Source organism: Myxococcus hansupus, assembly GCF_000280925.3.
Classification (GTDB): Bacteria; Myxococcota; Myxococcia; order Myxococcales; family Myxococcaceae; genus Myxococcus; species Myxococcus hansupus.
The window spans coordinates 7,995,481-8,007,410 of the sequence record NZ_CP012109.1; the positions used below are offsets into that span (position 1 = coordinate 7,995,481).

Genomic DNA, 11,930 nt, shown 5'->3' on the forward strand with positions numbered 1-11,930 from the left:
CATGGCCCGCATCGACATCCAGCGCCGGTTCGACTGGGACCTCTTCGTCACGCGCTATTGGAACCGGCGGCCGGTGCTCTACCAGGCGACGGGCGCCAGTCCCTTCGAGGACGCAGATGCGTTCGACGCGGCCCTCGGCGCCTCGCGTGGCGCCATGGCCCCACCCACGGCCATCGAGGCGCGCACGGACGTCCAGTTCACCATCGACAAGGGCCAGCCCGTCCAACCAGGCCCCTGGCTGCCCCGGGACACCGACGGTTCACTGGACGGCTATGACGCGCGGCTCGCGGCCACGCTGGGCTCGCGGCGCTACGCGCTCATCATCTCCCTGCTGCACTCGCATGGCTTCGGGCTCTGGTCTCGGGAACGGGCCTTCTTCTCCGAGCTCTGGCGGCGCGTGGGAATTCCCCTGTCGGGCGGAATCACCACGCTGTTCCATGGGAACTACGAGCACAGTCCGGTGGGCGTCCACCTGGACCGCTTCACCACGTTCCTGTTCTGCCTGCGGGGCCGCAAACGGATGCGCTTCTGGGCCAAGCGCCCCTGGAGCATGCCCGTCACCACCCTGGTGGACTACGCGCCCTATCTGGAGAAGTCCTTCACCGCGGAAGTGGGACCGGGCGACATCCTCTACTGGCCCGCCAGCTATCACCACGTGGGCGAAAGCGCGGGCGAAGGCGTCGCCACCAGCGTCAACGTGGGCATTCCCATCACCGGGCACCAGACGCGCGACGACGTGGAGGACCTCTTGAACGCGGGCCACGGCCACGCACCGCGAGCGCGTGACGCGGCGCGAAGCCCTCCGCTGGTGCGAGGGATTCTCGACGGAGAGGGCATCCTGTCGCGCGAATTGCCTGTCGCGCTGCGGCTGGCCGCCAATACCTTGCGTGAAATCACCCACGACACACGAACACAGGCGAACATTCGCACCCTGTGGCTCAACCGGCTCTCCTCGGGTGGCTTCGAGCCCTCACCCCCTCCCGCGCGACGAAGAGTCCTCAAGGACACCGACGTTCTTCACGGGAATAAAGCCTTCCCCATCCTGGTGGAGAAAACAGGCGCGGGATGGTGCTGCTCGGCCAACGGTAAGGCATTGCATGTTTCAGGCCCCCGGCAACCCGTGAATAAACTTGTCGCGACACTGAACACGGCGCGCGAGGTGCCCGTGAGCGAACTCCTGCACCCCTTTCCCTCGCGCGGCGCGCTGCCGCACCGTGTCTTGGAATCCTTGCCCGCAACCCGGGCGGGCATGCGTCGGATGCTGGAAAATCTACTGACATTTCGAGCCATCCACGTGATTGGCTCATCACGCGGCAAATAAACACATCTCAACTTGACTCAAGTGAATTACACATTTTACCATGCTTGAGCAGTCTGACCCCAACGTGTGGAGGATTTCCCATGGTGAAGGCGAAGACGAAGGCGAAGGCGTCCAAGCAGACCAAGAAGCTGACCCAGGTTCTGCAGGAGCTGGAGAAGACGGTGAAGCCCGCGGACGCCCGGAACGCGTCCCGTAGCTGCGCCCCTCGCATCTACTGCGTCTGACGTGCCACTGGCGTCTGGCTTGATGTTTCACACGCGCGTCCCGGCCTTGCCGGGCCGCGCGTTTCTATTTTCGCCCACCGGGACAGGGTTGACTGATGACGCGCAGGGCGCATGTGCTGCCATCCCTTGCATTGCCACCCGCCGCCCCACCTCGCCTCCCGCCCCACACCCGCCGACTGATGGACGCCATCCGCGCGGGACGGGCGGACAGCGGCTTCTTCCCGCCCATCGCCCGGCCCGGCCCCGAGCGCGTGCTGCATGAAGCCCGCCCTTTTCAAGGCGCGGACGACGCCGCGCGGTTGAGCGCCCTGCTCTCACGCCCTGAATTCCAGCCGCTGGTGATGCTCTATGAAGCACTGGGTGAAGGATGCGAAGCCATCGCGCGACAGCACGCGGGCCTGTTCGCCGCGCGCGTGGTGCGCATCACCAACGGAGCGCTGTTCGGCCCGGTGCTGCTGGAGGCCTTCACCCTGTGCGCCGCCACGCCCGCGGCGGACGGGCCGCATCCAGGCGTGCGACGCCTGGGGGACGGCTTCCTGGCCTTCTTCGGCCTCTTCGTGAAGCGGCTCGCGCGTGACGCGAAGGCGGGCATCTTCCAGCGCGAGGGCTTCGAGGGCCCCATCACCCACCTCTGGACCAACCCCGAGGAGACGCACAACGGACGCCAGCACGTCCTGCGCGTCCAGTTCCGACGGGGCGGCGCGCTGGCCTACAAACCCCGGCCCGCGAGCGGTGAGTCCCTCTTCCTGGCCGAACCCGCACGGCGCACGCCGCGCTCGTTCTTCGACTGGGTCAACGGCCTGCCGCCAGCGTCCGGCGAGGTGAGGCTGCCCACGCTGCGCGTCCTGCGAGGGCGAGGCCGCGACGGCGCGGCCTACAGTTGGCAGGACTGGATTGAGCGTCCGGCCCAGTGGGGGACGCTTCGCAGCACGTCGCGGCTGAAGCTCCAGGCCTGCCAACTGTCACCGCCCCAGGCCGCGCGCTTCTGGCACCGCGCCGGCGCGCTCACCGCCACGTGCTTCGCCGTGGGCGCGTCCGACCTGCTGGGCAGCAACCTGGTGGTGGGCGTCCGGCGCGGACAACGCGAGCCCCTGCCCCACCTGGTGGACCTGGAGGTGTTCTTCTGCCCCGTGCGCCGGCTGCCGGAGACGGGGCTGATTTCGGACAGCGCCCGGAGGGGCGACCACCACATCGGCTTCGAGTGGCGAGCCTGGTGGTGCACCACCGGCGGCCCGCTGCTGTGCTTCTTCCCTGGCCGGGGCGGAGCGCTCCAGCTTCACCCCCGAAGGCAGGCGTGGGCCCGCGACGAAGCCCGGTCCGTGGTGGCGGACACCGAGGGCAACGTGGGCTACGCTGCCTACCTGCTGCCCTTCCTGCGCGGCATGTTCGACGTGTGGACGAAGCTGCTGATGGAGCGGGAGCGGGTGGCGGACTTCCTGACGCGCGCGGCGCGGCGGCACTCCGTGCGCGTGCTCGTCAAACCGTCGGACGCGTACGGCGCCGCGCAGGAGCAGATGATGCTGTCGTCCCAGCGTCAGGTCCCCGCGTCGGTGAGCCGAGGCCGCGTGCGATTCAGCGACGAGGAGCGTGAACAGTTGGCCCGCTTCGACGTGCCGTACTTCTTTCGCAGGGCGGACGGCGGCCCCCTGCTGATGATGGACGCGCCGCCCGCGTCTCCGGCGTTCCGGCCCGTGGGGCCACAGCAATTCGTGGACGCCTTGGAGGCCCCCGCCCCGCACATCCTCAGCGGAGAGCAGCTCGGCTTGATGAACCTGGGCGTGGCCCTGCGAGACGCGGTGGATGCCATTGCCCAGGACCTGCGTCACCGCGTCCAGGAAGCCCCTGAGTGGGGCGTGCGTCTGGCATTGGAGGAGGACCGCCGCAAGGGCGCGGTGTCTTTCGACTGGCCGGAGACGGGCAAACGCCTGACGTTCTCCTGGAACCGCCGCACCGTGCGGCTGAGCGACGCGCCCCTGGAGGCGGCGCCCGCTCCCCGGAGTGGAGAGCGGGCACGGCGGGCCCGACCTACCGCTTGAAGTGGTCAGCGATGACGCTGGCCACGCAGCACGTCAGCTTCTTGCCGGTGGGGATGTGGAGGAACTCATTGGGGCCGTGGGCGTTGCTGCCCGGGCCCAGCAGGCCGGTGATGAGGAATTGCGCTTCCGGGAAGCGCTCACCCAGCATGCCCATGAAGGGGATGGTGCCGCCCTCGCCCATGGCCATGGCCGGACGGCCGAAGTAGGCGTCGGACGCGGACTCCACCGCGCTCGACAGCCAGGAGGCCAGCGGCGGCGCGTCCCAGCCGGTGCTGGACTTCTCGCCATGGAACGACACCGTCGCGCCGTACGGCGGGTCCTTCACCAGCGTCTGCGTGAGCGCGTCCATGGCCGCCTTGGGGTCCACGCGCGGGGGAATGCGCATGGACAGCTTCACGGTGGTGAAGGGCCGCAGCACGTTGCCCGCGCTGCTCAGCGGCGGCATGCCGTCCACACCCGTCACCGACAGGGCCGGGCGCCAGGTGCGGTTGAGCACCAGCTCCGCGCCGTCGTCCGACATGGGGCGGATGCCCGGCACCCAGGGGAACTTGGAGAAGACCTCGTCTCCCAGCACCTTGGCCGCCGCGCGGGCCTGCTCGCGCCGCGCCTCCGGAATCTGCGTGTACAGCGCCTCCACCAGCACCTTGCCCGTGGACTCCTCCTCCACGCGCGACAGCACCTGCCGCATGACGCGGAAGGACGACGGGACGATGCCGCTGGCGTCACCGGAGTGCACGCCCTCCGTGAGCACGTCCACGCGCAGGTCGCCGGCGACCATGCCGCGCAGCGACGTGGTCATCCAGAGCTGCTCGTAGTTGGCGCAGCCCGAGTCCAGGCACACCACCAGCGACGGCTTGCCGATGCGCGGCGCCAGCGCCTCGATGTAGGCCGGCAAGTCGTAGCTGCCGCTCTCCTCGCACGCCTCGATCAACACCACGCAGCGCGCGTGCGGCAGGCCCTGCTCGCGCAGCAGGCGCAGGGCGGTGAGCGAGGCGAAGGCGGAGTAGCCGTCATCCGCGCCGCCGCGGCCATAGAGCTTGTCGCCCTCCCGCAGCGGCGTCCACGGCGTCAGGTCCTTGCGCCAGCCCGTCATCTCCGGCTGCTTGTCCAGGTGGCCGTAGAGCAGGACGGTGTCGTCCCCCTTCGTACCCGGCACCTCCATGTAGATGACCGGCGTGCGCTCGCGGCCCTTCTCGTCCTTGAGGCGCACCACCTCCAGCACCAGGCCGGGCAGGTGCGGCGCCTGGGCCTGGCACCAGTCCGCCACGAGCTGCACCGCGGCCTCCATGTGGCCGGAGCGGACCCAGTCCGGGTCGAAGGCGGGCGACTTGTTGGGGATGCGGATATAGCGCTCGAGCGCGGGGAGGATTTCCTGCTCCCAGATGCGGTCGGACGACTCGGTGGCGGTCTGGACGTTCATGGCCATGTCAGGCCGAATCCAGAACACGGGACAGGGGCCCCTGTCGACAACGGGAATCCGGACAGGGGCTGGACGGCCGTGATGGCCCCCATCGGATGCGCTGAAAACGCCGCGCCCCGGCACGCTTGGAGGACGTACCGGGGCGGGCGTCCTGCCCTCAGCGGCTCACTGCTCCGCGGGGATTTCGCGGACGGACAGCCACTTGAAGTCCACGTCGTTGGCGCTGTCCCACCGGAACACCGCGATGGGGCCGCCCCAGGTGATGGGCATGGCGTTCACCGCGCCGCCGCAGTGGCTGGCGTCGCCGCCCCAGGTGCCGGAGTCCACCATGTCGTAGACCTTCTTCCAGGTGACCTTGTCGGCGTTCTCGTTCAGGTACATCTCCAGGCGAACGGCGTCCTTCCCGTTGACCTTGGTGTTGCGCATGATGGACTTGAAGCCCACCCAGCGCCCGCGCAGCGCGGACGTGCCGGACTTGTACGACGCCTGGTCGTACGACACGTGCCACGTCTCCTTCTGCCAACGCACGCGGCCGTCGTAGTGCAGCGAGCCCTTGTAGCTGCTGCCCTCGCAACCCGAGTGGTTGTCGTTGTGCTTGCCGCCACGCGCGTACCACGCGAAGTTGTCCGTGACGTCGGACACGGAGTTGACCTTCACGAAGCCGGTCATCTCGATGTTGCGCCAGTCGTTCGCCGCCTGCATGTAGCCGCGGCTGGCCAGCACGTCGCGGTCATACGTCGGAATCTTGGACGCGCTGTAGCCCGTGGAGGTGAACACGGACATGCGCACCTTGCTGTTCTTCATCTTCCAGGAGCCGTCCGAGTTGCGGCTGATGGAGTTCTGCGGATCGAACCGATTGTCGGACGTCGCGTTGTCCGCCAGGAACCACTGCTCGCCGCCGGCCTTGGTCGGGTAGAGCATCTTCACGCCGAACCTGTCCTGGCTGGGCGTCGGCTCGGGGTTCGGCTCCGGCTCCGGCTGCGGCTCGGGTTCCGGCTCGGGTTCCGGCTCGGGATTCGGATTCGGGTTCGGCTCGGGCTCCGGGACGGTGGAGCCGGAGAGGGCCACCATGTCCGTGATGCTGCCCCAGGTCGTCTGCGTGCTGCCGTAGAAGGTGACGCGCACGTAGCGCGCATTCACCGTGGGGAAGGTGACGCGCTCGAAGCCAGCCGACTTCCCGGAGGAGATGCCCACGTAGACGCGGGTGAACGTGGTGCCATTCGTCGACGTGGCGATGTCGAAGAGGTTGATGCGCTCGTTGCCACGGAACCAGGAGATATCCAGTCCGTTCAACGGCTTCACCGACCCCATGTCCGCGCGAATCCACTGGCCCGCGCCGGAGGCGGACCAACGTGTGGCGGCGTTGCCGTCAATCGCCATCGACGGCGGGGTGGGCCCGTCGAAGGAACTGGCGGTAGCGGAGACGAAGCCTCCTGCGGCCAGCGCGGGTGTCGCGAACGCGCCGACGGCCAGCGAGAACGCGGTGACAGACGTGCGGAAGCGCTTCCATCCCCCCCGGGACGAAGTCGAGTGCTGTCGATTCAAGTGACTACCTCTGGTGAGGCCGCGAGCTTCCGCGACTCAACGGCGAGGCCAGGGCCCCGCCGGAGCGCCGCGTTCCCCCCGCGGCGCGTGGACTTCCATCCTCTGGCCTCCCGGGGCACCCCCACGCTCACGCGGAGTATGCCCAGGGGAAGCAGCCAGAGGTGTTACCGACTCAACGATGAACTGCGGGCCCAAATACCCTTTGAGTCGATATGGAATTCCCACCGCATTTCCCAGGCATGTTTTCAAACATGCCCGCTCGCTCACCAGCGTCAGACGGGGTGATACACCCCACGCTTTATCAATCTTTTGCGGGGAGTCTTATCACAGCCACAGCCGAACCCTGCAGCCGCACGGTGTCTGTCTTCAATGGCTGCAACTTTTCGGAACCGCCGAAGCGAGCAGCTTCCGTCCACAGCAGCAGCTCCGAGCCCGCGGGCACCGCATGTTCCAGCAGGCCGCGCAGGCAGAGCAACACTTGCAGTCGCTGTCCGCCCCCACGCCGTTCGAGCACCAGGGCGTCCGGTCCCAGGGCCCGAGCCTCGTAGGTGCCCCGGCCCGTCTCCACCAGCGCGGGCTCGGATGCGCGCAGACGGAGAAGCTCGCGGTAGAGCGCTCGCACGCCGGCGTGTCCCGGCTTCTCCGCCTCGCTCCAGTCGAGCCGAGAGCGGGTGAAGGTCTCCTCCGCCTGCGGGTCCGGCACCTCGGTGCCCGCGAAGCGCGTGAAGCCGGAGAACTCCTTGCGGCGGCCCTCCGTGACGAGCCGGCCAAGCTCCGCGTTGTGGTCGGTGAAGTAGAGGAAGGGCGTGCTCGCGTTCCACTCCTGCCCCATGAAGAGCAGCGGCGTGTAGGGCGACAGCAGGAGCAGCGCGCTCATGGCGCGGTAGGCCTCCGGGCTCACGTCATGGCCGAGCCGGTCGCCGAAGGGCCGGTTGCCCACCTGGTCATGGTTCTGGATGCAGTAGACGAAGCGCCACGCGTCCAGCCCGTCCGCCTTCGTGCCCCGCGCGTGGCCCAGGTTCTTCGACACCTGGCCTTCGTAGAACCAGCCTTGGTTCAGCGTGCGCGCCAGGTCCTCCGTGCTGCCCGTGTAGTCCTGGTAGTACCCCTCGCTGTCGCCCGCGAAGGCGCGGCGCATCTGGTGGTGGAAGTCATCCGCCCACACGCCGTCCAGCCCCACGCCGCCGTCGGACGCGGGCTTCATCAGGCGCCGCTCGTTGCGCTCATCCTCCGCGATGACATGCACCTGCCGCCCCGGCGCGCAGGCCCGCGCGCGCGCGGCGATTTCGGTGAGCAGGTGCGGCGTGCCGTCGTCGATGATGGCGTGTGCGGCATCCAGGCGCAGGCCGTCCAGGTGGTAGTCGCGAATCCACATCTCCACGTTGGCCAGCACCTGGGCGCGCGCGTGGGCGCTGCCTTCGCCGTCGTAGTTCACCGCGTCACCCCACGGCGTGTGGTGGCGGCCGGTGAAGTAGTGCGGCGAGTACGCGCGCAGGTAGTTCCCATCCGGACCGAAGTGGTTGTAGACGGCGTCCATCAGCACCGCGAGTCCATGCGCGTGCGCGGCGTCCACCAGGCGGCGCAGCCCCTCCGGACCGCCGTACGCCTGCAAGGGCGCGAAGAGGTCCACGCCGTCGTAGCCCCAGTTGCGCCGTCCGGGGAAGGACGCCACGGGCATCAGCTCCAACGCGGTGATGCCCAGCCCCTTCAGCCCGGCCAGGTGCGGGATGAGCGCCTCGAAGGTGCCCTCGGCCGTGGCCGTGCCCACGTGGAGCTCGTAGAGGACCAGCTCCCGGGGCGACACGCCCTTCCAGCCCGCGTCCGTCCACGCGAAGTCCGGCACCACCACCTCGGACGGCCCGTGCACGCCCTGCGGCTGCGAGCGCGACCAGGGGTCCGGGAAGGGGCCCTCGCCGTCCACGCGCAGCTTGTAGCGCAGCCCCGCGCCCTCCCCTTCCAACACCGCGCCGAAGCAATCCCCCGGCTCCGGCGTCATGGGCAGCACGCGGCCGGGAGTCCCCTGCGCGTCGTGCAGCACCACGTCCACCCGCTGGTGGCCCGGGGCCCAGACCCGCCACCGCACCCGGCGGCCCTCTTCCACCCACGCCCCCAACAGGGGCACCTGCGACCGCGAAGTCCTGGACTCGTCCACTGGCACCATGGGGGTGTCCCTGTAATGCGCCGCCCCTGCCCTTGAGGAGCACTCCGTGCGCGCGGGAGCGGCCACGTGTTCACGGGTGGGCATGGCTCCCAGCGGGAATGGGCACCGGACGACGGTGTTCCCGGCGCTGGCAGCGCCTTCGCGAGCCCCCAGGGCCGCCTTGTCCACACACGCCGCCCCCGGGATGATGCGCCCCCGGCAGCCGTCCTCCCCATTGGAGTCCCCTGGAATGAGCACCCCGCACCCCGGCCTGGAACCGCTGCCGTCCGACCTCGACGACGACGTGCGCGCGCGCGTCGCCGCCATCGAGGTCCTCTCTCCGCGCGAAATCGACGCGCGGCTGACGGACCTGGGCTACCGGGGCCAGGAGGACGCCCGGCGCGCGGCGGCCGTGCTGGCCTACCGGCACCTGCGCCGCATCCGCCGCCTGCACCTGGAGGGGCTCGCCCCCGAGCCGGGCTCCCGGGAGAACTGCCTCTTCCTGGGCCCCACGGGCTCCGGCAAGACGTTCCTCGTGGAGCTGCTGTTCCGCGAAATCCTCGCCGTGCCCACCGTGCTGGCGGACGCCACCCAGTTCTCCGAGACGGGCTACGTGGGCGACGACGTCAACACGCTCCTGTCGCGGCTGTACGAAGTCGCGGACCGCGACCCGGAGTGGGCCGCCTGCGGCGTGGTGTGCATGGATGAGTTCGACAAGCTCGCCACCAGCCGCTCCGACAGCCGCTTCGCCGGGCAGCAGACCACGAAGGACGTCAGCGGCTTCGGCGTGCAACGCAGCCTGCTGCACATGCTGTCCGCCCCCAGCGCGGACTTCCCGGCGGACTTCGGCTTCACCAGCCGCCAGCGGCCGAACCGGATGGAGCTGTCGTGTGTCACCTTCATCGCCTGTGGCGCCTTCAGCGGACTCAAGGCCACCGCGGAAGGCATGGAGCGCGGTGAGAACATCGGCTTTGGCCGCGAGCCGCTGGCGTCACGGCAGGAGAGCATCGCCACGCGCGTGACGGAGGAGCAGTTGGAGCAGACAACAGCCTTCGCGCGCTATGGCTTCATCCCGGAGCTCATTGGCCGCTTCAACCGGCTCGTCTCCTTCTCACCGCTGGACGCCGCCACCCTGGGCGACATCCTCCAGAACAACGTGCTGCGCGCCTACGAGCGCGAGTTCGAGCAGGAAGGACTGCGCCTCGAGGTGGAGCCCGCCGTGCGCGAGTACGTGGTGGCGCGCGCGCTCAAGCGGGAGACGGGCGCGCGGGGCCTGCGCACCACCCTGGCGCCCTTGCTGGAGCGGGCCGCCTATGAGCACTTCGGACACCGGGACACCGACGCCACCCTCCGGCTGGTGCTGGAGGACGGCCAGGTCCAGGCGCGGGAGGCGTAGCTTCCCGCCAGCCGCCTGACGGCCGAGCGGGCGCCCGGCTCAGGTGATGCTGACGTGCCAGGGAGACGGGCCCCGTGCACACCCCGCGTGCACACGCCTTACGGTTCTGCTGGGCAATGGAATCCGGAGGGCAGACACCATGCATCACACTCGGGAGATTCCCAGGGAGGGTTGGGCGGACTACCTCGCCCTGCTCAGCAACCTGGAGCGCGACCACTGGGTGCGAATCGAGACAGAGAGCGCGGACTTCGGCGACCAGCCACTCGCGGGCCGGCTGCCCTTGGTGGAGATTGGCCTGGAGTCCAAGGGGAGCGACCGGGGCGCCGTCGAAATCATCGTGGGGCGTCCGGGCGGTGAAGTCACACACCGCGTCCTGAAACCCGACCACATCTACGCGGACGAGAGCGAGAGCGGCGAGCTGGAGTGCCTCGACATCGAGGACGCGGACCACGTGAAGACGCTCATCTACTTCGAGCCGGTGCGCGCCAGCGAGGAGCCTGGCATCGGCGCGCCGTCATAGGGGTACGGCCGGAGGGCGCCCTCCCCCGCGGGAGGCGCCCTCCGGCCAGACAGCCACCCTGGCCACGCCGCATGGCACGGCCAGGGCACGAGCTTCATGAGCTGGGATTACGGATACAGCGCGCGGGCGCCCTGCTGGTCCAGCGTGGTGAGCACCAGGTCGCGCGTCTGCGTCCCCGAGCACTGCGGGTAGTGCATGACGGACGAGCGGTCATACGTGGTGGTCAGCGCGCGCCACTGGCTGTCCTCGTAGCAGCCGCTGGTCGTGGAGCGGGTGTGCTCGTGGCGGAAGCCCAGCACGTGACCCAGCTCGTGGCGCATGATGCCCGCCAGGGTCCAGGGCGCGATGTTGCCGAAGGCGGAGTTGTCCACCAGCACGTTGCGGCCCGAGCGCCCAGAGTTCGGGAAGAAGGCGCGCGCCAGGTACTGGCCACCCGAGTTCACAGGGCGGATGTCGAAGAGCACGCCCGTCTGCGTCGCGGTGCAGCTTCCGTCGAGCGAGGTGACGTGCGTGAAGTTGACGTTCGCCGCCGCCTCCCAGGCCGCCGTGGCGGCGTTCATCGCGTTCACCACCGCCGTCTTGTTGGTGCCGAAAGTGCTGCTGACGCAGTAGGTCAGGTTCCGCGCCTGCGTGGCGGTCCACTTGATGTCGCCGCTGGGCGCCTTGGAGCTGCTGGTGTTGTAGACGGCCAGCCCGCCCCGGACCGTGCCCGTGTCCGCCCCGATGGAGCTGGCGAAGAAGGCGCGGAGCTCCTCCTCGCTGTCCAGCGCCATGTCGCCGTCGAAGATCAGCTTGCCTTCGGGGTCCTCCACCACGGAGGCCCGGAACTCTTCCCACGTCATCTTCGGCTGCTCGGCCTCGGGGGCCTCCGAGCTACCGCACGCGGAACCGAGCAGGGACACACCAGCCACCAGTGCAACGGAGCGGAACATGCGCATCTTCGATTTCCTCTGACGACTCACTTCGGGGGACGCCCCGGCCGTCTGGCGCCTGGCGCCTGGCTCGGCACGGAGCGCTCAGCCATTGAGCAACTCCCGCGCCAATGTGACGCCTGGAGGACAAAGCTGGATTCAAAGCCTTAAATGGACAACATGCGCTCCATGTTTGAACACAAACAGCGTAAACAGCCGTGACACATCTCCTGGCAAGACCGCGACGCCATGGGGGAATGGCGTTCTCCAGGGGGAACGCTCCAAAACCAGACAACGCTGTCCATGAATCAGGCACCCGCCCCGTGGGTCAGCCCCGCGCCATGGGAGGCAAAACGCCCGTTGCAAAACGCCAGTCATTGGAAAATGCAATCTCATACAGCCCGTGTCAACACCCGC

Annotated in this window: 9 protein-coding genes; 5 read left to right on the plus strand and 4 right to left on the minus strand. The window is 68.9% G+C overall.

The window, feature by feature from the left end:
* Nucleotide 1 precedes the first annotated feature (1 nt).
* The 3 genes from A176_RS31405 to A176_RS31410 all read left to right on the plus strand — a co-directional run bounded on the left by A176_RS31405 (nt 2) and on the right by A176_RS31410 (nt 3,581).
* Complete coding sequence (locus tag A176_RS31405) at nt 2-1,321, plus strand: JmjC domain-containing protein (RefSeq protein ID WP_002636127.1); 1,320 nt, start codon at nt 2-4, stop codon at nt 1,319-1,321.
* Between the two features lie 80 nt (nt 1,322-1,401).
* Nucleotides 1,402-1,545, plus strand: coding sequence for a hypothetical protein (locus A176_RS39450; RefSeq protein ID WP_002636128.1), 144 nt, complete (start codon nt 1,402-1,404; stop codon nt 1,543-1,545).
* Nucleotides 1,546-1,724: 179 nt separating this feature from the next.
* Nucleotides 1,725-3,581: a DUF4135 domain-containing protein gene (locus A176_RS31410; RefSeq protein WP_002636129.1), complete on the plus strand. Its 1,857-nt coding sequence runs from the start codon at nt 1,725-1,727 to the stop codon at nt 3,579-3,581.
* Here the strand turns inward: A176_RS31410 and A176_RS31415 are convergent.
* The 3 genes from A176_RS31415 to treZ form a co-directional block, all read right to left on the minus strand.
* Nucleotides 3,571-5,007 carry a M20 family metallopeptidase gene (locus tag A176_RS31415; protein ID WP_002636130.1) on the minus strand — a complete coding sequence of 479 codons (1,437 nt, stop codon included), beginning with the start codon at nt 5,005-5,007 and terminating at the stop codon, nt 3,571-3,573. The genes A176_RS31410 and A176_RS31415 overlap by 11 nt on opposite strands.
* Before the next feature lie 159 nt (nt 5,008-5,166).
* Entirely contained in the window at nt 5,167-6,546 is a 1,380-nt protein-coding gene (locus A176_RS31420; protein WP_002636131.1) for a discoidin domain-containing protein, read from the minus strand.
* Nucleotides 6,547-6,847: 301 nt separating this feature from the next.
* Entirely contained in the window at nt 6,848-8,707 is a 1,860-nt protein-coding gene (treZ, locus tag A176_RS31425; protein WP_044890345.1) for a malto-oligosyltrehalose trehalohydrolase, read from the minus strand.
* Between the two features lie 229 nt (nt 8,708-8,936).
* On the opposite strand from treZ, the gene A176_RS31430 reads away from it, so the two are divergent.
* Entirely contained in the window at nt 8,937-10,082 is a 1,146-nt protein-coding gene (locus A176_RS31430; RefSeq protein WP_002636135.1) for an AAA family ATPase, read from the plus strand.
* 139 nt (nt 10,083-10,221) lie between these two features.
* Nucleotides 10,222-10,602, plus strand: coding sequence for a DUF5335 family protein (locus tag A176_RS31435; protein WP_002636136.1), 381 nt, complete (start codon nt 10,222-10,224; stop codon nt 10,600-10,602).
* Nucleotides 10,603-10,709: 107 nt separating this feature from the next.
* On the opposite strand, the gene A176_RS31440 is transcribed toward A176_RS31435, so the two are convergent.
* Nucleotides 10,710-11,540, minus strand: a complete 831-nt coding sequence (locus A176_RS31440; protein WP_002636137.1) for a M57 family metalloprotease — start codon at nt 11,538-11,540, stop codon at nt 10,710-10,712.
* Nucleotides 11,541-11,930 lie beyond the last annotated feature (390 nt).

Excerpts from the sequence above, each read along its gene's own strand:
- A176_RS31405 (WP_002636127.1), top strand. The coding sequence starts at position 2 with ATGGCCCGCATCGACATCCAGCGCCGGTTCGACTGGGACCTCTTCGTC.
- A176_RS39450 (WP_002636128.1), top strand. The coding sequence starts at position 1,402 with ATGGTGAAGGCGAAGACGAAGGCGAAGGCGTCCAAGCAGACCAAGAAG.
- A176_RS31410 (WP_002636129.1), top strand. The coding sequence starts at position 1,725 with ATGGACGCCATCCGCGCGGGACGGGCGGACAGCGGCTTCTTCCCGCCC.
- A176_RS31415 (WP_002636130.1), bottom strand. The coding sequence starts at position 5,007 with ATGGCCATGAACGTCCAGACCGCCACCGAGTCGTCCGACCGCATCTGG.
- treZ (WP_044890345.1), bottom strand. The coding sequence starts at position 8,707 with ATGGTGCCAGTGGACGAGTCCAGGACTTCGCGGTCGCAGGTGCCCCTG.
- A176_RS31430 (WP_002636135.1), top strand. The coding sequence starts at position 8,937 with ATGAGCACCCCGCACCCCGGCCTGGAACCGCTGCCGTCCGACCTCGAC.
- A176_RS31435 (WP_002636136.1), top strand. The coding sequence starts at position 10,222 with ATGCATCACACTCGGGAGATTCCCAGGGAGGGTTGGGCGGACTACCTC.
- A176_RS31440 (WP_002636137.1), bottom strand. The coding sequence starts at position 11,540 with ATGCGCATGTTCCGCTCCGTTGCACTGGTGGCTGGTGTGTCCCTGCTC.